The 23852-nt window shown below is 70.2% G+C and carries 14 protein-coding genes and 2 pseudogenes; 8 read left to right on the top strand and 8 right to left on the bottom strand.

Annotated elements, in window-relative coordinates; genetic code table 11:
* Nucleotides 1-48: 48 nt before the first annotated feature.
* On the bottom strand, nt 49-1842 hold the full coding sequence (locus AQI88_RS07535) for a S9 family peptidase (protein WP_066993942.1): 1794 nt from the start codon (nt 1840-1842) through the stop codon (nt 49-51).
* A complete protein-coding gene (locus AQI88_RS07530; protein ID WP_066993940.1) occupies nt 1839-3341 on the bottom strand; it encodes an MFS transporter in 1503 nt (500 codons plus the stop codon). The genes AQI88_RS07535 and AQI88_RS07530 overlap by 4 nt, the downstream gene beginning before the upstream one ends.
* A gap of 1203 nt (nt 3342-4544) precedes the next feature.
* Here AQI88_RS07530 and AQI88_RS07525 point away from each other — a divergent pair.
* A complete protein-coding gene (locus AQI88_RS07525) occupies nt 4545-5198 on the top strand; it encodes a hypothetical protein (protein WP_066993937.1) in 654 nt (217 codons plus the stop codon).
* 114 nt (nt 5199-5312) lie between these two features.
* Here AQI88_RS07525 and AQI88_RS07520 read toward each other — a convergent pair whose 3' ends face one another.
* Complete coding sequence (locus AQI88_RS07520) at nt 5313-5888, bottom strand: dihydrofolate reductase family protein (RefSeq protein ID WP_066993934.1); 576 nt, start codon at nt 5886-5888, stop codon at nt 5313-5315.
* Nucleotides 5889-6158: 270 nt separating this feature from the next.
* Entirely contained in the window at nt 6159-6680 is a 522-nt protein-coding gene (locus AQI88_RS07515) for a P-loop nucleotide/nucleoside kinase family protein (protein ID WP_066993931.1), read from the bottom strand.
* Between the two features lie 276 nt (nt 6681-6956).
* Here AQI88_RS07515 and AQI88_RS07510 point away from each other — a divergent pair, with 276 nt between their 5' ends.
* From AQI88_RS07510 to AQI88_RS49030, 6 genes and pseudogenes are all read left to right on the top strand, one after another.
* A complete protein-coding gene (locus tag AQI88_RS07510; protein ID WP_244184072.1) occupies nt 6957-7385 on the top strand; it encodes a DUF6233 domain-containing protein in 429 nt (142 codons plus the stop codon).
* Between the two features lie 435 nt (nt 7386-7820).
* Nucleotides 7821-8972 (top strand): glutathione-independent formaldehyde dehydrogenase, encoded by a 1152-nt coding sequence (locus AQI88_RS07505; RefSeq protein ID WP_066994961.1) that lies wholly within the window; start codon nt 7821-7823, stop codon nt 8970-8972.
* A gap of 324 nt (nt 8973-9296) precedes the next feature.
* The gene (locus AQI88_RS07500) at nt 9297-11834 is read left to right on the top strand and encodes an ATP-binding SpoIIE family protein phosphatase (protein WP_317932892.1); all 2538 of its coding nucleotides are present in this window, start codon (nt 9297-9299) and stop codon (nt 11832-11834) included.
* A 640-nt stretch (nt 11835-12474) separates the two neighbouring features.
* Nucleotides 12475-15120, top strand: a complete 2646-nt coding sequence (locus AQI88_RS07495; protein WP_244184071.1) for a lectin — start codon at nt 12475-12477, stop codon at nt 15118-15120.
* Nucleotides 15121-15379: 259 nt separating this feature from the next.
* Entirely contained in the window at nt 15380-16189 is an 810-nt protein-coding gene (locus AQI88_RS07490; protein ID WP_244184070.1) for a maleylpyruvate isomerase family mycothiol-dependent enzyme, read from the top strand.
* Between the two features lie 199 nt (nt 16190-16388).
* Nucleotides 16389-16535: pseudogene (locus tag AQI88_RS49030) on the top strand (sigma factor-like helix-turn-helix DNA-binding protein); the annotation flags it as partial.
* Nucleotides 16536-16661: 126 nt separating this feature from the next.
* Here the strand turns inward: AQI88_RS49030 and AQI88_RS49025 are convergent.
* From AQI88_RS49025 to AQI88_RS07470, 4 genes and pseudogenes are all read right to left on the bottom strand, one after another.
* Nucleotides 16662-16841 (bottom strand): annotated as a pseudogene (locus AQI88_RS49025) (hypothetical protein); the annotation flags it as partial.
* A gap of 318 nt (nt 16842-17159) precedes the next feature.
* On the bottom strand, nt 17160-18587 hold the full coding sequence (locus tag AQI88_RS07480) for an MFS transporter (protein ID WP_079057441.1): 1428 nt from the start codon (nt 18585-18587) through the stop codon (nt 17160-17162).
* Nucleotides 18588-18595: 8 nt separating this feature from the next.
* Entirely contained in the window at nt 18596-20605 is a 2010-nt protein-coding gene (locus AQI88_RS07475; RefSeq protein ID WP_066993925.1) for a PEP/pyruvate-binding domain-containing protein, read from the bottom strand.
* Nucleotides 20602-21975 (bottom strand): ATP-grasp domain-containing protein, encoded by a 1374-nt coding sequence (locus tag AQI88_RS07470; RefSeq protein WP_066993923.1) that lies wholly within the window; start codon nt 21973-21975, stop codon nt 20602-20604. Before AQI88_RS07470 ends, AQI88_RS07475 begins: the two co-directional genes overlap by 4 nt.
* 358 nt (nt 21976-22333) lie before the next feature.
* On the opposite strand from AQI88_RS07470, the gene AQI88_RS07465 reads away from it, so the two are divergent.
* Nucleotides 22334-23620 (top strand): PAS domain-containing protein, encoded by a 1287-nt coding sequence (locus AQI88_RS07465; protein ID WP_066993920.1) that lies wholly within the window; start codon nt 22334-22336, stop codon nt 23618-23620.
* Nucleotides 23621-23852: the final 232 nt, after the last annotated feature.

The raw sequence follows: 23852 nt of genomic DNA, 5'->3' as shown, positions 1-23852 counted from the left end.
CCTTCTCCGAGTGGGATGGTGCTGTGCAAGCCCGGTCCCGCTGTTGCCTCAGCGGGACCGGGGTCCTCCCGACGGTGCCGGGGGACGTGCGGGGGCGCGGAGCGCCGGGTCGGGCAGCCGGTCGCGCAGAAAGAGCAGGGACCGGCGCAGGACGGCGACGTGCAGCGCGCCGTCGTAGCCGTCGTGCCCGCTGTCGAGCCACATGGCCTCGTGTGGTACGTCCGCGGCGGACAGCGCGGCGAGATAGGTACGGATCTGCCCGGGCGGGCATTTGGCGTCGTGGGTCGCGCCGACGACGAGCAGCGGCGCCGTGACCGCCGCCGCGCAGGTGAGGGGCGAGCTACTGGCGTAACGGTCCGGCACCTCGTCCGGAGTGCCGCCGAACAGCCGGATGTCCAGGGCTCGCAGCGCCGGTGTGGTGGCTCGGTGGGCGGCGACCCAGTCGGCGACCGGCTTGACGGCGATCCCGGCCTGCCACAGCCCAGGGCGGGTGCCGAGGGCGAGCAGCACCAGGTAGGCGCCCCAGGACACACCCCACAGGGCGCTCGCGTCACCGGCGACGAGGCCCCGGGAGACGAGGTCGGCACGGACCGCGGCCAGGTCCTCCACCTGCGTGTGGCCGACCCCGGCGGGGAACGCACGCCGCCAGCGCGGCCCGTACCCGGTGGAGCCACGGTAGTTGACGCGGACGACCGCGTAGCCGGAGGCCACCAGCGAGTGCACCGTGGCGTCGTAGGCGTCCCGGTCGTGGTCGGCCGGTCCGCCGTGGACCAGGAAGACCGCGGGCGGCGGCGCGGTGCCGGCCCGCTCCGGCAGGCTCAGCAGGGTGTGCAGGCGTCCCCATGCCGTGGACGTCCACAGGTCGGTGTGCCGGCCGGGGACGACGGCCGAGGGGCCGGGCGGGGGCAGGGCGATGCCGTCCGTGGCGTGCAGGACGGGTGGGTGGGCGGTGTCGGTCCACAGATAGTCGACCGCTCCGCCGGTGCGGGGCGCCGCGTCCAGCAGGCTGCCGGCGGGCGTGGGCACGATCGTCCGCACCCGGGAGCCGATGTCCACGCGGTACAGCAGGGAGCGGCCGTGCCGGTCCTGACGCACCAGCACCTCGCGAGTCCCCGGAAACCAGCGGGCGCTGATCTCCGTGCCGAAGGTGCACCAGCGGTGGGTCCGTAGTCCCTCCTCCGGCGTCCAGGTGGCCAGGGCGTAGCAGTCGCCGAGGTCCTGCACCAGCAGCAGCTCGCGGTGCCCGGCCCGGGGCGAGAAGCCCTGGCACCACAGCCCGGTGCCGGTCCGGCCGGGGCCGGGCAGCGTGGCGACGGTCCGGCCGTCGGGTGTGACGACCGTGACGGCTGCCGCGTCGTCGGCCGACGAGGCCAGGGCGATCAGCGTGCCGTCCGGAGTGAGGCCGCCCAGTCGGCGCGGCCCGGAGGTGCGCAGCACCTCGCGCGGGGCGCGGCCGCGCCGCCCCACGAGCACGACGGTCTCCCGCCCGTGGGCGACGGCCGCGGCGACCGCCCCGCCCGCGGTCACGGCCAGTCCGCGCGGTTGCCCGGCCGGTGCACCCGGCAGGCCCGGCAGCCGCGGGCCGCCGTCGAAGTGCTGAAACCACCAGCGGCCACGTCCCGTCGCGTCCTCCTCGAACCACCACACGTAGCCGTCGGCGTCGATCGCGCGGTGGGCCGTACCGCCAGGGCCGTCGGTGACCTGCCGGGCCCGGCGGGCTGCGGCGTCCCACGTGAAGACCTCGCAGCGGCCGCCGGAGTCCGCGGTGAACACCATGCGCCGCGGGTCCGCCGGGCACACGTCGGGGAGGGCGGCGACGAACACCTGGTATGGGCTGGTCATGGCCGGCTCCCCGGGGACGAACCGGCCGGGCGGTTGTCCTCGTGCCCGTCCCCGGGCACGGCCGGCCGCAGCACGGTGCGGGCCGTGCGCTGCGTGTGGACCGCGAGCAGGGCCAGGACGGCGGCGCAGGTCAGAGCCGGTGCCTGCGGCCCGCCCCAGGTCACCAGGGTGGCTGCGACGGCAGGCGCCACAGCGGCCGTGACGGCGGTGGCGGACCCGAGTACGGCCCCGGTCCGGGACTGCAGATCCTGAGGCACCGCGAGGACGGCAGCCCCGCCCAGGACGACGGTGACCACCGGCAGCACCAGGCACAGCGCGGAGAAACACAGCCCCCACAGCCACGGACCGTCGGCCGCCGACAGCGCGGCACACGGCAGGAGCAGCAGCCAGGTGGCCGCCGTCAGCGACCGATGGGCCCCGAACCGTCGCACCACCCGCGCCGCCACCAGCGAACCGACCAGGCCCGCCGCGCCGGAGGCCGCGAGCACGCCGCCGGTGGCGGAACTGCCCGCACCGGGGCCCAGAACGAACACCGCGGTGTAGAACAGCAGGGCCAGTACCCCGCTCGCCACTGACGACCACAGCAGCACCAGTGCCAGCACGGGGGAGTGGACCACCGCGGCGAGACCTGCCCGCAGCGCACCGGAGGAAGCGCGCCGCGGCGCACGGGTCGTGCTGTCGGCCGGGTGCGGAGCGGAGCCGGGTGAGGCTACGGGAGTGTCTGGCGTGGTCTTGGGCGTGTCCGGTGTTGCCTTGGACATGTCTGTGGACGTGTCTGACGGGGCCGTGTTCGTCACGGCCATGGGGGTGTCCGGCGAGGCCACGGCAACGGCCGGAGAGTCCAGGGGAGCACGGATGGCCCGCACCCCGAGGGCCGCCGCGGCGTAGGAGACCGCGTCGACGGCGAAGGGCAGGAAGCGGCTCACGCCGAACAGGACGCCGCCCAGCGCCGGCCCCACCACCAGTGCCGTCTGATCGCCCGCCTGGACCCCGGCCACGGCACGCGGGAGATCGTCCGGCGCCGCCAGCCGGCACAGGGCCCCGCGCGCCGCAGTCTCGTAGGCCGTCGCGCACAGCCGCTCGGTGAAAGCCAGACTCAGCAGGATCCACAGGGGCGGGTGCCGAAGGCAGCAGACGGCCAGGCCCGCCATCGCCAGTGCAGCCAACACCGCCGAGCCGGTCATGAGTTGGCGCCGGTGGCCCCGGTCGGACGGTACGGCGACGAGTGGCCCGAGGAGCACACCCGCGAGGGCGGCGGCGCTGGCACACAGGCCCGCGGTTCCAGGGCCGTGGCCCAGGTCCAGGAGCAGGAGAGGGAACACCACCCCGGACGCCTGGCTGCCGAGTCCGTCGACGGCGTTGACGCACCACAGGACGGCGACGTCACGTCGGCTGCCCGCGCGGGACCCGGCCTGCGGCGGGAGGGGAGTGGCGAGGGCCGTGGACGAATCGTCGTCGTCGGCACGCTGCGGTAATCGAAACGCGTCGATGTCCTCCACCCCCCTGGATGTGCTGGCGGTCCCCCTGTGAGGAGGCCACGCGAGTGCGCATGCGGCAGCGACTGCCCGACCGAGGCTTCCGGCCGTCATGTGTGGAAAATGTGTACGAAGTGCGAAAGTGAGCCGGAGCCTAATCACCCGGGCATGCCGGGAACAAGGGCCCGGAAGCTCCCCTGCGTCCGCTCGCCGCGCCGGATATGGCCGACAGTCGACTGGCCGGACGCGGGAGCAGAGGTCCACGGAGCCGTGCCTCAGTCGGCGCGCGCATGGGGCGCGGCGGGCCGCCCCGGCACTTCGCGATGGTGTACCCGGGGGATGGCAGGGGTCTTTCCCGCGCACCTCGGGCAGGGGCCAAGCCGGCGAGAGTCGTGAAGGCCGGTGAAGGCCGTACGCCTTCACCGGCCCGGACGGACGGTCACCCGCCTCCGGGAACGCGGAGTGCGATGGGGGGTTGCGCCGCGAAAGGGAGGCGTTCCCTGCCAGCGGCACGTGCCTTCGTATCCGCCCTGCGCCACTTCAGCGATCCACGTGGCGCCCTCGCTCGCCGACGGCCGGCCAAGGCGCGTCACATTGGCCGACAATGCCCCCCATGAGAACCCAAACAACAATCCACCATTCCGCCAGCGGGGGGTGGACTTCGGCATGTGGGTCTCCGCAGTGATCGGAGACCCAGGTGTCCATGATGATCGTCAGCAGTGGACCGCGGCTGCGTGAGCCACGCGGCCCAACGTCGATGGCGCTCCTGCGAGGAGACGTCGTGCGACGAATTCACACGCTCTGGAGCGTGTCCGGGACCGCCGTCCTGGCCGTCGGCATGGCCGCCATGCCGACCCCGGCCCAGGCCGCCACGCCCGTGCCTGCAACAGCGGCCTGCCGGCCTCGGCCATCAGCAGCGCCCCGAGCGGTGCCACCCTGGACCTGGCCCCAGGCTGCATCTACTCGCTGACCACTGCGCTGGGCGGCGACGCGGACGGGCTTCCGCCCCTCTCGAAAACCCTGACCATCAACGGCAACGGTGCCACCATCACCCGGAGTGCCACCGCCGGCGCCCACTTCCGGATCTTCGAAGTCACGAGCTCGGGCAACCTGACCCTCCGCTACCTGACGGTCAGCAGGGGCAATCCCGTCGGCGAGGGCTCGCCACACTTCGGCGCCGGAGGCGGCATCCTCGCTGAGGGCGCCCTGTCTCTCGACCACGTCTCGGTGCGCGGCAACACCGCCAGCAGTAACGGCGGCGGAGGCGTCCTGGTGGCCGGAAGCGGGACCGTATCCATCACCCGCAGCACCATCACCGGCAACACCACTTCCGGCATCGGAGGCGGCCTGGCGTCCGAAGGCCGGTCGGCAACCGTCGGCAGCAGTGTCATCACCGGAAACAGGGCCGTTGCGGGAGGAGGCATCGGCAACGCCTTCGGAACGACGACGCTCAACAGCACTCAGGTGCAGGGCAACACGGCCAGTAACTATGGGGGCGGCATCACGAGCGCCTTCGGCAGCCTGACGGCCAACGGCAGCACCATCCGCAACAACACCGTCACGGGCGCCGGCTGGGGCGACTTCACCGGTGGCGGCGGGATCTTCAACTCGAACGGCGCTGTCATGAATCTCAACAGTTCCTTCGTCAGCCACAACACGGCCGACACCTCGGGTGTCCCGACCGGCGGGATCAAGAACTACGCGACCCTCAACCTCACGAGGACGGCAGTGACCGGCAACTCCTCCGGCATGGCGCCCGGCGGCATCTACCGCTCCAACACCCCTTTCAGCAGCGTGACTCTCCATTCCAGCGTCGTGCTCTTCAACTCCCCCACCAACTGCAGCGGCAGCCCCGCCCCGGTACCCGGCTGCTTCGGCTGATCCCTTCACTGCCACGGCTGAAGAGTCCGCCGCCGAACTCGGCCCCGCGCGACTCCGGCAAGTGCCATGCGCAGACCGCGTGATCCAGCTCCTTGAGCCTCGAATCCGTACAGGTCAATGGAGGGTGGGCCGGTAGATGAGCTCTTGGATGTGACCGTCGAGCGTCCGGTTCTCGACCAGCTCCAGGTCGAAGTCGGCCGCACCCTGGAAGATCGGGTCCAACCCGGTCTGACCGGTGATGACAGGGAAGAGCGTCACCTGCAAGCGGTCGACCAGGCCGGCGGCCATCAGCGCCCGGTTCAACGACAGGCTGCCGTGCGAGCGCAACGGCACGTCGGACTCCTCCTTGAGCCGGGCGACGACCTCGACGGCGTCACCGCTCACGACGGTCGCGTTCGGCCAGTCGAGGGGGCCTTCCAGCGTCGTCGACACCACCGTTGCCGGCAGGTTCCTCATCCGGGTGACCCATGGGTCACGCACGTCGGACTCCTCGGTGCTCGAGGCCAGCATCCGCGCGAAGGCCCGATAGGTGTTGGCCCCGAAGACCATCCGCTGCTCCGTGCCGTACAAGGCAAGGCGGTGGTCGAGCAACTCGGGGCCTTGCTTACCCCAGTAGCCGGTCCAGTTGCCGCCGGCGGCGCCGTAGCCGTCGAGGCTGGAAAAGACGTCGAAGGTGTAGGTAGCGGTCATGTCGTTCTCCTCGAATGCGGTTGATCGGTGTGGGTATGGACCGGCGGTCTTCCCTGGGCGTGCTTCGGCGACCGTCACACCCATAGACCCGGCACGCTTCCGAAACTCATCGCTGTGCCGATCGGTTGCAGACCGCCGTGGGGGACAGCGGCAGGAGTCTGCTGCCGGCCTGGTGGAAAGCGTGGGCTGATCGTTGGCAGCGGGCAGCCATCCCGAAGGAAGAGGGTCGTTCCCTGCCGCCTGCGGCTGTTTTCGCGCGGGCGGCGGACCTCAACTCCTGACGGCCTCTGCGATCTGCAGGGCGGCCTGGGCGGGCGTGAGGTGCGTGGTGTCGACGACCTCGGCCTCGCCGTGCAGCCACGTGCGGGCCGCCTCGGCGTAGGGCTCGAGGTATCTGAGGCGGAATGGGGAGGGGCCGAGAAGAGTATCTCCCTCGATGCGTCCGCGGAGGGTGTCTTGGTCGGCGTGGAGGACGAAGTGCCTTACCGGGATGGCGTGTTGGGCGAGGCCCGTGCTGATCTCGCGCCAGTACTGCTCGACCAGGACAGTCATGGGCATCACCAGAGTGCCGCCGGTGTAGTCGAGTACGCGGCGGGCGGTCTCGACGACGAGCTGCCGCCACGGCGGCCAGTGCTGGAAGTTGTCAGTCCCGGGCAGCCCCGGCGTGATGTCCATGAGTGTCTCGCCGACCTTCTCGGCATCGAACACCCTTGAATCCGGGATCAGTTGCTGCACGAGTGGACTGGTCGTTGTCTTGCCTGCGCCGTGGGTGCCATTGAGCCATACGATCACGGGATCCGATGCTAGCGCCGTGCGGGCCGCGGGAACGGGCACGGCAGATGTCCGGTATGGCTTCGGCGTTTCCCAGGGTGTTGTCAACCATCAAGATCAGGTGCCGGTGGCGTAGAAAATCGAACACGTGATTGAATCTGGCCATGTGGTCGATCCCCGACGACCTCGCTCAAGCCCTGGAGGCATGGCACACCACATACGGCCGCGCGGTCGATCCTGTACACGACGCGGCCGGGAGGACGGAGCTGACCCTGTGCGTCGTCCCGCACAGGGCTGGTGGGCGTCTTGTCGCAGCTGCCACCTGACCTGCTCCGGCTCCGCATGGTCCTTGCCTACCTCGACCGGCAGATCGCTGAGAACCACACCATCGGCACCTACCTGCGGCTCCAGCGGAACGCCGTACGGGAGGCCCTCACCCGCGCGGAACACGGGCCCCCGCGGCGGCCGAGCCGTGTGGAAGAAGGTGGGGGACCACCGCCCGGCTTCACGCCGCTGCCCGCGGCAGACGTGGGCTTCGTAGTGCAGCAGAAGCGGACGTCGGCCGGGCCCGAGCCCGCTCTGATCCACACCGCCGACTGCACCATGACCGAAGGCCGTCCGCACCGGATCAGGGCCGATGAGGCACGGGCCGCGCTCACGGACCCGAATGCCGAGGCGTGCCGGCTGTGCCGACCGGACACCGAGCTGGGTATCGACCTGGTGTGAGCGACGTGACCGCCCACGGTCTTCCTGGTGGAGGTGCCGGACCTCCATGCAGACACATGGATACGTGGGCGTAAGGATATGCGGACGCATGGACGCGTCACCAGGGGCTCACCCGCCGCTACGGATCCACGGACCAGGTATGCGAGGCGCTCGACCAGGGGAAGGCCCCTCAGCCGGGTCATGCCCGTGAGTGCGCCTGGCCCGGGAGGCAGCCCCTATGAAGACGGCCCGAAACGCTGACCGGCGGCCGCAGCGGGTGGCGCTGTCGACGTGGGTTGCAGCCCCTGCCGTACGGGCGTTACCTGGAAGTACCGGCGGTGAAGCGAGCGCATGGGGGCCACGGCACAGACCGAGGGCCCGCCTTCGTGTGTGTCCCCCGGCAGCGGCTCTCTCCCTCGCCGCCGTCATCCAGCGCTCGACGCGGAGGTGATCCAGGTGAAAGCCGTCGTCTACGAGAAGCCCTTCAGCGTGACGGTGAGGGACGTCGATGATCCGCAGATCCAGCATCCGAACGATGTCATGGTACGGGTCACGTCGACCGCGATCTGCGGTTCCGACCTGCACATGTACGAGGGCCGCACGGCTGCCGAGGCGGGCATCGTCTTCGGACACGAGAACCTCGGCATCGTCGAGGAGGTCGGCACCGGTGTGACGTCCCTGTCCAAGGGAGACCGCGTCGTCATGCCGTTCAATGTCGCCTGCGGATTCTGCAAGAACTGCCTCGCCGGGAAGACCGGCTTCTGCCTGACGGTCAATCCCGGCTTCGCGGGCGGAGCTTACGGCTATGTGGCGATGGGCCCGTACAAGGGCGGCCAGGCAGAGCTGCTGCGAGTGCCTTTCGCCGACTTCAACTGCCTGAAGCTGCCGCCGGGCGACGCATTCGAAACCGACTTCGTGCTGCTCGCCGACATCTTCCCGACCGGTTACCACGGATGCGAGCTCGCTCAGGTGTCCCCCGGCGAGAGCGTGGCCGTCTTCGGCGCCGGACCTGTGGGGCTGATGGCCGCCTACTCCGCGCTGTTGCGTGGTGCGGCGAAGGTGTTCTCCGTGGACCGGGTGCCCGAGCGGCTCGCCAAGGCGGAGGAGATCGGGGCGATCCCCATCGACTTCACCAAGGGCGACCCGGCCGAGCAGATCAAGGAGCAGACGGGCGGAGAAGGAACCGACAAGGGTGTGGACGCCGTCGGGTACCAGGCTCAGGCACACGATGCCAGCCATGAGGAGCCCGCCATCGTCCTCAACGAGCTCGTCATGACGGTGCGCCCCACCGGCATGCTCGGCGTGCCGGGGCTGTACGTGCCATCGGACCCGGGCGGCCCCGATGAGCACGCCAAGCACGGCCAGCTGCTGGTCTCCATCGGCAAGATGTTCGAGAAGGGCCAGCAGATGGGCACCGGACAGTGCAACGTCAAGCGGTACAACCGCCAGCTGCGTGACATGATCATCGCAGAGCGGGCCAAGCCCAGCTTCGTGGTCTCCCACGAGCTCCCGCTGGAGCAGGCGCCGCAGGCCTATGAGAAGTTCGACAAGCGGATCGAGGGCTACACCAAGGTGGTACTGCACCCTGGCCACGCCCTTGCTGCGTGAGACACGGGTCCGGGCTGTGCACGGGGGTGCTGCCCGGACCCTTTCGCCGGGGGCGGGCGTCCGGCCGACGAGGATGACGTCCCGCGGGCCCCGTCTCGGAGTTGCGCCCCTTGTCAAGTCCCGGGATCTGAAGGTCGTTGAGACCTGATCGCTCCAGAGCCAGGGCAGTTCGTCATAGGCACAGAGCGATCACAGATCACAGATCACAGATCACAGTGCGCATCCGGACGTCACCATGCGTGCCTCCCCTGCACCCGGGGGCTGTGACGCCGACGCCGGTACGCCGTCGCCGGTACGTCCTCGCGGCCTCGGTGTGAGAGCCTGGTGGCGGGGTCCGCCTGTAGAGGGGACCAGATCATGGGCGCGTGGGGCCTGCCATACAGAGACAGCGTGGCCGATCCGTTCGACCTCGCCACCGCCGCGCTCGTGATGGTGGACGCAGCAGGGCTGATCGAATGCTGGAGCCCGGAAGCCGAGAAGTTGCTCGGCTACAGCTCGGCGGACGTACTCGGGCAGCCGGCGACGGCCGTACTGGACAGCCGGGACGGACTCGCGGCCCTGGTCGAAGGACGGCTGGTGGCCGACAGCTGGGAGGGTCCGATCTCGGGTCGCCACCACGGCGGCCACAGCGTCGAACTCGGACTACGGGTACGCGCCCTGCGGGCACCCTGCGGGCGCGGCGGCTGGCTCGCCGCCCTGTGCAGCGCCGTCGCACTGAAGCGCTGGGAACTGGGCCAGGCGGCCATGCACGGCCTGCTGACCCAGTCATCGATCGGAATCGCTGTGCTCGACACCCAGCTGCGGTGCGAATGGCGCAACGAGATGCTGGCCGTCATGGAGGGCTTGCCACCTGAGGAGAGCGGTGCCCTCCCGGGCCGGCACTCTGCAGGGCTTCAGGCCGTCGAGCGGCAGGCCGGGCTGGCGCTGGCGACAGGGGAGGTCCGGTCGTCCGTCGAACACGCGTCGTCAGTCGAACATGCGTCGTCCGTCGCACACACGGCACCCCAGCCCGGAACGACCCGTCAGGCGCGTACGGAGCACCTCAGGCTGCGCACGTCCTTCCCGCTGCGTGCCCGGACGGGCGCCACCCTGGGGGTGTGCCAGACGGCCGTCGACTTCGTCGACCGCGACCGTGACCGCGACCGGGGGCGCAGGCGGCTGGTGCTGGTGAACGAGGCGAGCGAGCGCATCGGCACGACGCTGGAGCTCGGTCGTACCGTCGAGGAACTTGCCGAGGTTCTGGTGCCCCAGTTCGCCGACTTCGTGGCGGTGGACCTGCTGGACGGCATACGGCCTCCAGAAGATCTCGCCGCACGTCCTCGGAAGGGCCAAAGCGGTCTCTACCGCGCCGCTCACCTGTCGATCCGCGCCGACCACCCCGAGGTGGTCGTTCCGATCGGCGCATCGACCCGCTATCCGGCACAGTCCCCGCAGAGCCGCTGCCTGGCCACGGGCCTGTCTGTGCGGGACGCGGTCGTTTCATCGTCAACGGGGTGGCTCGGCGGGGATCCGCTGCGCCTGGACACGTTTCTTCGTATCGGCGTGCATTCCCACATGGTCGTGCCGCTGCGCGCGCGGGGTGTGACCGCGGGCGTGGTCACGATGCTCCGCTGGGAGAATCCGGATGCCTTCGACGACGATGATCAGCTCCTCGTCGAGGAACTGTCCGGCCGGGCGGCCGTGTGTGTCGACAACGCCAGACGCTTCGCCCGTGAACACAGCGCGGCACTCGCCCTCCAGACCAGTCTGCTGCCCCCTGTGCTGCCGGACCTCAGCGCCGTCGAGGTCGCCTATCGATATTTGCCGGCCGATGCCGAGGCCGGGGTGGGGGGCGACTGGTTCGATGTCATCCCCCTTTCCGGTGCGCGCGTCGCACTGGTGGTGGGGGACGTCGTGGGCCACGGCATACACGCTGCGGCGAGTATGGGCCGGTTGCGCGCAGCCGTGCAGACGCTCGCCGACATGGACCTGCCGCCCGAGGAACTGCTGACCCATGTGGACGACCTGGTCCTGCGTCTGTCAGAGGAAGCCGAGGCGGCCTCCGACGGTGTGGTCGTCGGCGCGACCTGTGTCTACGCCGTGTACGACCCGATCGGGCGCAAGCTGTCCGTTGCTCGGGCCGGACATCCCAGTCCGGGCCTCGCGCACCTGAGTGAGCCCGTCGAAATTCTCGACGTCCCGGCCGGTCCTCCTCTCGGACTCGGTGGTTTTCCCTTCGAGTCGGCCGAGTTCGAGGTCGAGGAGGGGAGCGTCATGGCCTTGTTCACCGACGGGCTGATCGAGGCGTCCGACCGCGACGTGGATGCCGGCCTGGAGCGCCTGTGCTTCGCGCTCGCGCACCCCGACCGGCCGCTCGAGGAGATCTGCGACACGTTGGTCCGTACGCTGCTTCCCGACCGCCCACGCGACGACGTGGCGTGTCTCGTGGTGCGGACGCGCGGCCTGGACTGCGACCGAGTGGCCACCTGGGAGATCCCGTCGACCCCCTCGTCGGTTGCGGAAGCCCGCAGCGAGGTGGAGGGACAACTTGCCCGGTGGGACCTGGACGACATCGCTTTCACCACGGAACTGATCGTCAGCGAGCTGGTCACCAACGCGATGAAACACGCTCACGGTCCCATCGGCCTCCGGCTGATCCACGATCGGACCCTGATCTGTGAGGTGTCCGATGCGAGCAACACCTCCCCGCGACTGAGGCGCGCCCGGTACTCGGACGAAGGCGGCCGCGGGCTGTTCCTCGTCGCTCAGCTCGCACAGCGCTGGGGCACGCGCTACACGGCCCATGGGAAGACGATCTGGACGGAGCAGTCGCTGCCCGTCCGGGCTCAGGAAGTCACCCGGACCGCGGCGAGCGCTGGATAGACGGGATCAGCCGGCCTGCTTGACCAACGGGGCGGCCGCGACGCGGTCGGTGACGAGAGCCACGGCGCCCCGCCCCGTGATGCGCGCCGACTGGGCCTGGCGCGGTCAACGGTCGTACGCCGTAGGCGGAATGGGTGCAACGCCAAACAATCGCCGACAGATGTCGGCCAATTCACCGTGGGGCGGGCGACCTTACATATTGACGTGTGCACGACTGCTGGATACGTTGCGACTGTACTCCGAGTCGATCCACCGTCCGGCGACGGGAGTTGAAGGCAAGAGTTCGGGGTCCCGGTAGCGCTCATGAGCCGAAGACGCCCAGTCATTGAGACAACGTTGTCAAGGCGGCCCCAGGCAGACCACAACTCCGCGACGTGACCGACCTCGTGCCCCCCTCATCGGGTCGTCCTCCCTCGTCCGGCTCGGTGTGCTCCCGAACGCGTACCCCTCAGGAGGCAGTTCGATGTTTCTGCATCCGGCCGGCGGCCGCTGTCGCGGCCCGCGCAGGCGGCCTCTCCGCGGCCGCCGGATCCGTATCGCTCTGGGAGTTGGCGCAGGCGCCGCCCTCCTCGGCGCGTACGCATTACCGGCGCCCGTCGCCTGGGCGGCACACCCGGCGTCGGCAAGAGCGGCGAGACTCGTGTCCTCGCCGGCGGATCTGGTCAACCCCTTCATCGGCACATCCAACGACGCGAACGACTTCCCTGGCGCGGACGTTCCTTTCGGCATGCTGCAATGGAGTCCGGACACTTCGTCGCGTCCGCCCGGCGGGGGGTACGAGTACGAGGACTCGGCTGTCACGGGATTCAGCCTCACCCACATCGCGGGACCGGGCTGCAAAGCCGCCGGTGACGTGCCGGTGCTGCCCACGGTGGGTGCCGTCGACAACGCGGCGACAGACTCCTTCTCACACGCCAACGAGTCCGCGCAGGCCGGTTCCTACAAGGTCGCGCTCGACAACAAGGTGACCACCGAGCTCACCACCACCACGCGCACTGGCATGGCGCGCTTCACCTTCCCCGCCACCTCTCAGGCCAACCTGATCTTCAAGCTGACCAGTAGTCAGAGCGCCGGCACGTCGGCACAGTTCAACGTCGTCTCCGGCACCGAGGTCAGCGGTCAGGTCACCAGCGGGAGATTCTGCGGCGCCACGAACACCTACACCGTCTACTTCGACATGGTCTTCGACCGGCCCATCACCTCCAGCGGCAGTACGCTCGCCCGTCCGGCGAAACCATCCGAGCCTGCCACCGAACGCGCCGACAAGAACGCTCCGGAGAAGCCGAACAAGCCGCAACTTCACGGCGAGATGCCGAAGGCGCCGGCCGACTCGCCCGCGTCGGCCGCCGCATCGAACGCGCATGTCACCTTCAACACCACCGCGAACCCGGTCGTCCAGGCCAAGATCGGTATCTCCTACGTCTCCGTGGCGAACGCGACCGCCAACCGTACGGCCGAGAACGCCCGGTGGGACTTCGAAGGCGTCCGCGCCACGGCCCTCCAGGCCTGGGACAAGGCGCTCGGCAAGGTGCAGGTCGCCGGCGGCACGGCAGAGCAGCAGCGGATCTTCTACACGGCGCTCTACCACTCACTGCTGCACCCGAACGTCATCAGCGACACCAACGGCCAGTACTACGGTTTCGACGGCAGAACGCACCAGGTCGACGCCGGGCACGACGCCGCCTACGCCAACTACTCCGGCTGGGACATCTACCGTTCCCAGGCCCAGCTCGAGGCGCTGGTGAGTCCTCAGGTCGCCTCCGACACCGCCCAGTCGATGACCGACGACTACGCCCAGACCGGCATTTTCCCCAAGTGGTCGGAGAACAACGGCGAGTCCTACGTCATGGTCGGTGACCCGGCGGCGGCGATCATCGCCGACTACTACGCTTTCGGTGCCCGGAACTTCGACACGTCGAAGGCGCTGGCCGGTCTGCTGAAACAGGCGAGCACCGCGAACAACGACCGACCGGGCCTGAACTACCTGGACGGCCTGGGCTACGAGCCCTACGACGGCAGTTACGGCTGCTGCAACTTCTACGGTCCGGTGGCCACGACCCTGGAGTACGACACCGCCGACTTCGCCCTCTCCGCCTTCGCCGGTGCCCTGGGCGACACCGCGAGCCGGCAGACGTACGCCCATCGCGCGCAGGACTGGCGCAACGTGCTGAACCCGGACTCCGGCTTCGTCCAGCCCCGCAACGCCAACGGCGCCTGGACCAGCGGCTTCGGCCCCACCCGCGGTACCGGCATGGTGGAGGCCGACTCATGGATCTACTCAGGCATGGTTCCCTTCAACCTGGCCGGGCTGGCCACCGCCAAGGGCGGCAACAAGGTGATGAGCGACTATCTCGACACCGTGCTGCGCAGCTACACCGGCGCCAACGGCTACGCCTGGGTCGGCAACGAGCCGAGCATCGAACTGCCCTGGGAGTACGACTACGTCGGTGAGCCCTACAAGACGCAGGCCACCGTACGCTCGATCCAGGACGAGATCTGGTCCGACACCCCCACGGGCCTCGCCGACGGCAATGACGACCTCGGCGCGATGAGCGCCTGGTACGTGTGGTCCGCGCTGGGCATGTATCCGATGACACCCGGCACATCCGATCTTGCCCTCGGCTCGCCGGTGTTCTCCCAGGCGGTGATCACTCTGCCGTCCGGGAAGACCTTGACGATCAATGGCAACGGCGCCGGGGAAGACGCACCCTACGTCCAGTCCGCGACGTTCGACGGGTCCGCATGGAACAAGGCCTATGCGCCCACGACCGCGATCACCTCCGGAGGCACGCTGTCCTACACGCTCGGCAGCAGCCCCAACACCGGTTGGGCGGCGAACGCTTCAGCCGCCCCGCCCTCCTACCCCGGTGACACAGCAGCCCCGCCGAAGCCACGTGTGGGTCCCGTCAAAGCAGGCGTGAACTCCGCGCAGTGCATCGATGACGCCAACTCCGGCACCGACGATCACACCGCTGTCCGCCTGTGGGCCTGCAATGGCACATACGCCCAGGACTGGACCGTCGCGACCGACGGCACCCTGCGCACCCTCGGCAAGTGCCTCGACGTGTCGAACAGCGGGACGACCGACGGAACGCTCGTCCAGCTCTACACCTGCAACGGCACCGGCGCCCAGAAATGGACGGCGGGCGCCGACGGCTCGCTGACGAACCCGCAGTCCGGTCTCTGCCTCGACGATCCCAACTCCTCCACGACACAAGGCACACGGCTCCAGATCTACACGTGCAACGGGACCGCGGCGCAGAAGTGGACGCTGCCACCGGCCTGACGCCCCACGCCGAGTGCCCCCTGTCGCCTGCCACCACCGAAGAGACTCGCGGTTCCGCTCGCCGGCGGGACCGCGAGCTGCTCGGCGGGCGGACGGAAGCACCTGCTTCGACGAGCCGCAGTTCCGGGACTCCGCAGTCGTCCTTCACTGGTACATGCGGGCGAGAGCGTCACCGGGATTTGCGTTCGAGTGCACTCCAGCATCCACACTGATCGCGAAGGGATCCGGCACAGGCACAGATTGGCGGGAGCTGATGGGCATGACGAGCAGGGCGGAACATCCTCTGCCTTATGACACGTACCGGCAGGCGATCGAACGCGAGACGCTGCGCTTCGCCGAAGCGGTCACCGACGCTGACCCGGCGAGTGCGGTGCCCTCCTGCCCCGATTGGAATCTGGCCGATCTCACCCGGCACGTGGGAGCGCTGCAGCGCTGGTTCTCCACGTTGCTGACCCAGCTGGTGCAGGAGCCTCCACGCAATCGCGACGTGGAGCTGGGGCTGCCGGAGACGGAGCAGGAGTATGCCGACTGGGTGGCAGCCGGCGTGCCCCAGGTGGCGGCCGTGCTGCGGACCACGGATCCGCAGGCTGCGATGTGGGCCTGGGGCGAGGACCAGCACGCGCGCTTCTGGGCCCGCCGGATGCTGTTCGAGACGCTGTTGCACCGGGTGGACGCCGAGCGTGCCGTCGGCAGGGAGCCGGACATCGACGCCGCGCTGGCGGCGGACGGGGTGGACGAGTTCCTCGTCAACCTGCCCTATGCAGGCCTCTTCGCTCCAGCAGTGACGAAGCTGCGCGGAGACGGCGAGACCATCGCGTTCCGGTGCGCGGGCTCCGACGGCGCAACCGGCGAGGAGTGGCGGGTGCGGCTGGACTCGGACGGTTTCCGTCTGCTCCCGCGGGTCGGCAGCGACACCGCCGAGCCCGAACCGCCCACGGCCGCGGTGCGCGCACAGGCGGCCGATCTCCTGCTGCTGCTCTACGGGCGGCGGTCGTACCAGGAGCCGGCCTTCGAGGTCTCTGGAGAGGCCACGCTCCTCGACCGCTGGTTCACCCACACGGCCTTCTGATCCGATCCGGCGTGTGACGCTCAGGACGCCCCGCATGTTCCAGCGGCTGCCGAGAGCCGACTGACGCAGTCGTCGTATCGGTGACTCATCTGTGGTGTGAAGCGGATGACAGCGTTGGACTGTCACACATTCCCGGTGCGGGGTGTCTCCATGGGCACCCGAGGTGAGCGACGACGCGACGCCGGCCGAGTCGGTGTCGATGGCCATGCTGCTCGTCCTGGAGACACTGAAACCGACCGAGCGTGCGGTGTTCGTCCTGCACGAGGTGTTCGGCTGCACCCACGGCGAGATCGCCACCGCGATCGGCAAGACGGAGGTGTCTGTCCGTCAGACGGCCCACCGCGCGCGCCAGCACGTCCACGCCCGTCGCCGCCGTTTCGAGCCCGACTCCGACGCAACGCGCAAGGTCATCCAGCGATGCCTGCGCGCGACCCGGCTCGTGCCTGTCCAACTCGGGCACAGCCAACCGGAGCAGGCGCCTGACAACCCGCCGCCGGGCGGAACACACGACGGACTCGACGGTGCGATGCAGGACGTACTGGCTCAGGGCGGAGAACACGGCAGCCCCGAGCAGGAGCGCGGCCAGGACCAGTACCGGACCGATGGCCGTGCGCCCCGTGCCCAGGTTGTCGATCAACCGCTTGGCGGTCAGGGGCTGGGCCAGGCCCAGGGCGCCGCCGATCAGCCCGAGCAGCGCCCCGGCGAGGCCGGTGCGACGGTGGGGCCGTAGCGAGGCCGCCAGGGCCCGGTAGCCGGATGGGGCCCTGAGGTCGCCCGCGTGGGAGGCAGCGCCTTCGGCCCCCGGAGATCGTGGCCGACACGCCGGATCGCGCCCCGCCTCTTGAGACGGCCGACGTGGCCTGGGCCGTGGTCCCGGTGCCGGGGCGCGTGGTGGCGGGCGGCAATCCGGCCATGGGTCAGTCGACCGCGAAGAAGTGCTGGAAGGATATGCGGACGTCCGGCCTGCCGTTCACGGGTGTGGCGCGACGCATTCGTCGACCGGCAGGGGTACGGGCTGGTCTGCTTTCGCCGGCTGGGCCTCGTGCGGTCTCCTGAGTTCTTCCTCGCCCGCGCCCCGGGCATCCTGATCAGAGCCGGGGACGGGACCGGGGTCAGCCTCATGGGCGCGCATGCGTGCCCCACACCGTCCACGCGGGGCTGCCGGACCCAGCCGGTGCAGCGCGAGATGCAGGACCGGTATCAGCACGCAGGTCACCGCGGCGCTCTGCCACAGCAGCGCGTCGAGGCGGCCGGCCGCCAGGTACGCTCCGGCGGCGACCGCGGCCAGCGCGCACACACCGCGGTCGACGATGCTCTCCACCGACAGCAGCGTGGCGCGCGGCGCGTCCGCCGGGATGGCGTCGTTGACGAGCTTGCGCTGCACGGGATAGACGAACCCGGTGATCGCGGCGAACGCGCACAGCAGCGCCACCACGAGCCAGGGCCCGCCGAGGACGGTGCCCGCGAGTGCCGCGGCGAGCGCCATGCTCAGCAGGGACACCCACATGGTCGGCGACATCCGGCGGCTCAGCCACTGGGGACGGGCCGAGGCCACCGCTTCGGCCACTGTCATGGCCGCGAGCACACTGCCGTGCGTGCTCTCCCCGATCCCGTGTTCCAGGAGGACCGGCTGGAAGAGGTTGACCTGGCAGATGCGCGACAGCGTGAACACCGCCACGCCCTGCACCATGAGCAGCGGCAGCCACGGCGATGCGCGCAGTGCACGCAGAGCGGCACCGGTGTCACGCAGGAGGCTTCCGCCGCGCCGCCCGGGCGTGCCCGGCCCGGCTTCCCTACCGCGCGGCGCCAGGCGCGGCAGCGCGAGCGCACAGCCCAGGGACCCGGCCGCGCTTGCCGCGCTGAGCACGTACGGGGTCTGCGGAGCGAGCGCCATCAGCGGGCCGACGAGCGGCCAGCAGACCACCTTGGCGGCCAGGCCGAGGGACCGTGCGGTGCCTTCGGCTCTCAGGTAGTGGGCATCGGCCCCCTCGTTGCGCAGACCGTCGTAGAGGTAGGCGCTCGCCGCGCCCGACGTGAGTGAGCGTCCGGCCGCTATGGCGAGGAAGTGCACGAGGAAGCCGGTGTACGAGGGGGCCAGCACCGGCGCCATGTTCGCCGCCGTCATGACGACCGCGCCCGCGCGCAGGCAGTTGAGGGCGCCGATGCGGTCGGCGACGACACCCGTCGGTATCTCGAACAGACAGAACGCTATGTAGTAGATGCTCTGAATGCCGAAGATCTGGCTGTCGGACAGACCGGCGTCGCGCTGGTAGGCGTAGAAGACGGGCATCCACCACAGCAGGTTGAACAGCAGTTGGAACCCGTTGTTGAGACGGATGATGCGCCGGGCGACCGGGGAGGAGACCAACTGCGTACGACGGCGCCACAGGGCGGGCATATGGCGGTTCACCGGGCGTAGGGGCGGATCTGGACCAGGCGGAACGCCCCTTGGTCCGTCATCAGCCACTCGATGTCCAGCGCGTCGTCGGCGTCGTCCTCACTGAAATGGGACTGCAACAGGCGTCCGGTGAAGGCGAGCCGGGCGAGCGCCGAGCGCGTCTTTGACGGGAGGTCCTTGCCCGCGGAGCCGATGTCCACCGTACGTCCGCCGCCCTCGACGGTGTTGTACAGGTACTGCTGCGGCAGGACGGTACCGTCCACCACCCGCTCCGGCGAACCGGGCGTGCAGTTGAGGTACACGTTGCGGAAGTCCTCCCGGCGGGTCGGGTTGCAGGTCACCAGCACACCGCCGAGGCGAGCGGGTACGTACTCCTGGACGATCACTCCCATGTAGGTGTCGTCCAGGGAGATTCCGGCCTGGTGCCGCAGACGCACGCTGCGCGGCGACAGCAGTGACGCCCACACCTGCCGCACGGCGTCCAGGAGCTGTTCGGTCCCTCGCACGGTGGTCACCGAGTCGTAGATCCCCGCCGCGGAGAAGCCGGGCAGGTCCTCGGCGTTGGAGGAGGAGCGCACCACCATGCGGCGGCCGTCGGCCAGCAGCTCCGGCACTGCGCCCGTGATCGCCCGGGTCACCTCGTTCGGCATCGGCGTGCCGCGCACGAGGTGCTGAAGGGTCAGGCACAACGGGTCCACGACGTCGAACGCCTCGAGCTCCAGGGCCATCTTCAGCTTGCCGATGCCCTGTTGGAGCGCGGGGGAGGAGGTCAGGAACAGGTGGTGGAGGTGGAACGGCAGCGCCACGCCCTCGGGGGCGCGGACGGTGCCGGCCACGTACTCGGCCGCGGCGGCGCGGAGTCGCTCCGGCGAGGCTCCCTGTTCGCCGAGGCGAGCGCCGAGGTGGCCGAGGAGATGGGGGCGCGGCGCGCGCGGGCGCACGTAGAACACCGTCAGGTCGGCGGTGCGGCTGTCCAGGACATGGTGCAGTTCTCCGAGGTTGGCCGCCTTGGTGCCGTAACTGTCGCGGTCGGTGCGCCGCAGCCGGTCCAGGGGCAGGACCGGGGACTGCTGCAGCAGCGGCGTCCCGATGAGGATGCGCTGCTGGTGCCAGGCGGGCCTCTTCAGGGCCGGCGGGCCGGGCAGCGGCTCCAGCGAGACGGAGTCCTCGCGGACCCGGTAGCGCACCCAGGCACCGTCCAGGCCGTCGCGCACGACGGCGTCGAGGTCGCGGACGATCGCGTTCGGGATGCCCCAGCCCGAAGCCAGCACGTTGGTGTGGGAAAGCGGAGTGGTGGGCGCGGTGTTGACGAATCCGGCGACCCTGGGCACGTCGTCGGGGAGGCGGGGCATCGCGATGATGTCCGACCAGCCGAGGTCCGCGGCGGCTGCCTCGTACTCGGCCCTGGTGCGGAAGTGGCGCAGTCGGCCCTCGGCCTCTCCGGGGTTGAGGCAGGTGCGGGTCCGGTTGCCGAACAGTTCGTGGCTGAGGATGCGCGGTACGTCCGCCTCGCCGACCGAGGCCAGTTCGTGCTCCTGGCCGTGGTTGGCGGGCTTGAGCAGCAGCGGCAGACGTCCGTCCACCCGCTCGCGCACATAGAGATAGAACTCCTCCAGCAGGGAGCCCTGCATGGTGTCCGCCTCGGTGGTCTCCAGCACCAGGAAGGGACGCTCGGTGCCGTCCGCGTCCCCTTCGGTGTGGAGGGACAGCACCCCGAGGAGGAAGCGGCGTTCGGGGTCCATGTACACGGATGCGTTGAACGCGTCCAGATCCGCGTCGAGTTCGTCCAGGGTCATGCCCAGGACACGGGTGGCGATGTAGTTGACGTGGAAGGGATGCATCTGCGTGTCGAGCAGGTGCCAGGTGCTGTCGGCGCGGTCCACCACGATCTTCAGGTACGGGTGTCCGGCAAGCACTCCGGACAGCGTCCGGAACAGGGGCAGCGACAGGTTGGCGCCGACGACGGTGCGGTCGCCGGCAGCCCCGGGTACGCCGGCCTCGTCCAGGGCGAGGGTCATGCCCGTACCCCCTCGGCGACGTCCGTGGGCAGGATGCGCGGCAGTGCGTCCACCAGGGCGGTGAAGTCGCGGATGACGGTCTGCGGCCGGTCGGCGGACAGCAGGCACAGCCCCGCCATGGTGTTGGCGCCCGCGGCCGGATCGTAGACCGGCACGGGTGTGCCGTCCGGCAGCGAACTCTCGCGGACGACGGACAGCGTGCTGCCCGCGCCGACCGGAGCGGAGCGGATCACCGACGCGGAGTCCCACAGGTGCCGGCGCGGCCATGGGGCGCCCGCGCCGTCCACGGCGAGGACGACGAGGGACCCGGCCGCGCCGTCGGCGTCCGCGGGCGTCAACGCCCGTGACGGCCAGTCTGCCGGCCGCCCGAGCAACTGGTCGGTGAACATGGCGACCAGGTCGAGCCCGAAAACCTGCTCGATCTGGGGCACCGTCATGGCGCCGCCGAACCGCGCCGCCGTCTCGATCACCCACATGCGGCCGTCCGCCCCGAGTTTGATCTCCGTGTGGGTGCCGCAGTTCTCCAGCCCGAGCGCCTCCACGGCCCGCCGGGCCAGCTCGACGATCCGGGTCTGGGCCCCCGTACCGACCGCGGCCGGCGTGATGCCGGCCCGTTCGGTGAACGGAGCCACCGTCGGCATCCGGCCACTGAGGCAGACCGGCCGGAAGACACCGTCCACGACCACGCCCTCGACGCTGACGTAGTCACCCCAGCCCGATCCGTCGAACCACTCCTCGGCACAGCCGGTGACGATCTCCTCGACGATGAAGTCCTCACCGGCGCCGCCGACATGGAGTTCCGCGTAGCCGAGCCGCGCCGACTCGGCCATCACCGCGCGCGACCGTTCCCAGGCGTCTTGCACGTCCGCGGTCCCCTCGATGATCTGGTGCGCGGTCGAGCCGGCGCTCCAGGCCGCCTTCAGCAGCAGTGGGTGGGACAACTCAGCTTCCGCGGCCCGCAGTTGCTGTGCTGTTGCGATGGCGCGGAAGCAGGGCTGGGGGATGCCCTGGCGTTCCCAGGCCGCGCGCATCAGGCGCTTGTCGCGAGCGAGGGCCGCGGCCGGCCCGGCGCCCCGCAGCCCGAGCAGCCGGGAGGCCTCGGCGACCGCGACCACCGCGTACTCCGAGAGGGTGATGACGGCGTCCGCGCCGACCTCGCGGGCACGGGACGCGATGAGTTCGACCAGGTCGTGTTCGTCCGTGTCCCCACGTGCGACGACCGAAGCGCACAGCCCCGCCGCGTCCGCCGCCACATGGACGGGCAGGTCGCTGAGTGCCAGCAGGTGCACGGCTGACCTCGCGGCCACCCGAGGCAGCGCGTACCCCACCGGGGGACCGCCCTTGGCATGCACGTACAGCACCTTCGTCACGAAATCCCATCTCCTTATGTCACCCGACTACTTCCTGGCCCGGTGGTTCACGCGACGAGCGGAGCGGTGGCGTCGGGATGCGCCGGCTGGTCGTCCACCGTTCCGCGGTCTCGCTTCAAGCGAAGCAGCCCGGTTTCCCGTTTCCGGGCGTGCGAAGCATCGACGTCTCAGGCAAATGCCTGACTCATGACGGCGGTTGACGTCATGTGAAGGTCCGGTGATGCGTTAGCGCCCGGCCTGGGGGTGCCCGCATCGCGCCAGGGCGGGTCCCGAACCGTCCGGCATGCCGCACGCACCTACGGGACACGCATGATGTGTCACTCAAAGTAATGTCGTGGAACGTTGAAGGAGTCACATCGTGGACGAGGCCGATTTCAAGACGCTGCTCGCGCCCCTCCCGGTGTCCTGGTGGGAAGCCGACGGCGGCTCGGACCTGGTCGAGAGCGGGGGCGGCGCCTTCGCCGACGAGCGCGTGGCGCGCCGCTTCCTGCAGGCCCTGTGCGCCGATCGCCGCGGTCGGTCGCAGTTACCCGGCGACGGTCCCTACCAGGCGCGGTTCGAGGGCCGTACGTTCTCCGTCAACTGGCCGGGCCGCGGCGACGGCGCGCCCTCCGGCCGCAGCAGAGGAGTCGCGGTCGAGGTGGGCGGCCCGGTGGCCGGGACGGGGCCGTACGCATCCTTCGCCGACCTGAGCCCGGCCGCGGTGTTCGTCCGCGACGCCGACGCCCGCTATGTCTGGGCGAACCACGCCTACGCCCATCTGTACGGAACCACACGCGACACCTTGATCGGCCGGCACCTCGCCGAGATCGACGGACCCGATGACGCGGCGCGCTTCCGCGCCCTCGACGAGGAGGTCCTCACCGGCGGGCACTCCGTGCGGCACACGCTCGTCTACCGTCGTTCGGACGGTTCTTGCGGGCACGCGGCCGGTTACCGCTTCCCCGTCCGCTGGGGCACCCTGCGCTGCGTGGCGGGCATCTACGTCGACATCACCGACTACACCCGTGCGCTGGACCAGCGGCGTCAGGCCGAGGCGGACCTGCGCGCGCTGCGGGACCACAGTGGCCTGGCCTGCCTGCGCCTGTCCGCGGACGGAGTCGTCAGGGACGCAGGCACTGCCGCCGCCGAGCTGCTGCACGTCCGCCTGGGCGACCTGGTCGGATCGCCCGCCGACACCCTGCTGGCCCGGACGCCCGAACGGACGGCGCTTCACCGGATCTGGGAGGACCTCATCGCCGGCCGGCGCAGAAGCGCGCGCACCAGCGCCGTGCTCGTCGACGGTGACCGCCGGCGCCGAGCCTGGATCCATTTGAGCGCCGTACACCACGCCGCGGAACACCCGCCCGGCGTCTGGGCGGTCATTTCCCGGCTCGGCCTGAGCTACGAGGCGCACCCACCGCTGACGGCCGCCCAGGTGCGGATACTCGCCCTGCTGGCCGCCGGGCACAGCAATGCGGACATCGCCGGAACTCTGCACCTCTCGCGGCAGACCCTCGACTACCACCTGAGCCGCCTGCGGCACCTCCTGGGAGCCGCGACCCGCCCGGCACTGGTCGCCCGCGCCTACGTGCTCGGCATCCTCTCCCCGCACTCCTGGCCGCCGCGCTCCACCACGGCGGTACATCCGCTCAGCCCCGCCTGACCGGTCGGGCCCTGTCGCCCGGGACGGTGCCACGATCCCGAATGCGCGCGTACTGCCCTTGCGGCGTCAACACTTTCCCGGGCTGCTCCGATCGCTGCGATCCCCGTCGGACCATGTGGCGATGGCCTCGGCTGATCAGGAAGGTCGGCAGTCCCGGCAGGTGATGGTGCTGCTGATGTTCGTCAGGAGGGAACCGGATTTCGGTGATCTCACACCGGGTGCAGGCCGATGA

The sequence above is a fragment of the Streptomyces cellostaticus genome, from assembly GCF_001513965.1.
GTDB classification, from domain to species: domain Bacteria; phylum Actinomycetota; class Actinomycetes; order Streptomycetales; family Streptomycetaceae; genus Streptomyces; species Streptomyces cellostaticus.
The sequence above is the reverse complement of the archived record's forward strand: the minus strand, read 5'-3'. Positions and strand labels throughout refer to the sequence as shown.

What these genes read in the sequence shown, in the direction of transcription:
- AQI88_RS07475 (WP_066993925.1), bottom strand. Translation starts at nt 20,605, where the DNA reads ATGACCCTCGCCCTGGACGAGGCCGGCGTACCCGGGGCTGCCGGCGAC.
- AQI88_RS07490 (WP_244184070.1), top strand. Translation starts at nt 15,380, where the DNA reads ATGACGAGCAGGGCGGAACATCCTCTGCCTTATGACACGTACCGGCAG.
- AQI88_RS07480 (WP_079057441.1), bottom strand. Translation starts at nt 18,587, where the DNA reads ATGCCCGCCCTGTGGCGCCGTCGTACGCAGTTGGTCTCCTCCCCGGTC.
- AQI88_RS07520 (WP_066993934.1), bottom strand. Translation starts at nt 5,888, where the DNA reads ATGACCGCTACCTACACCTTCGACGTCTTTTCCAGCCTCGACGGCTAC.
- AQI88_RS07535 (WP_066993942.1), bottom strand. Translation starts at nt 1,842, where the DNA reads ATGACCAGCCCATACCAGGTGTTCGTCGCCGCCCTCCCCGACGTGTGC.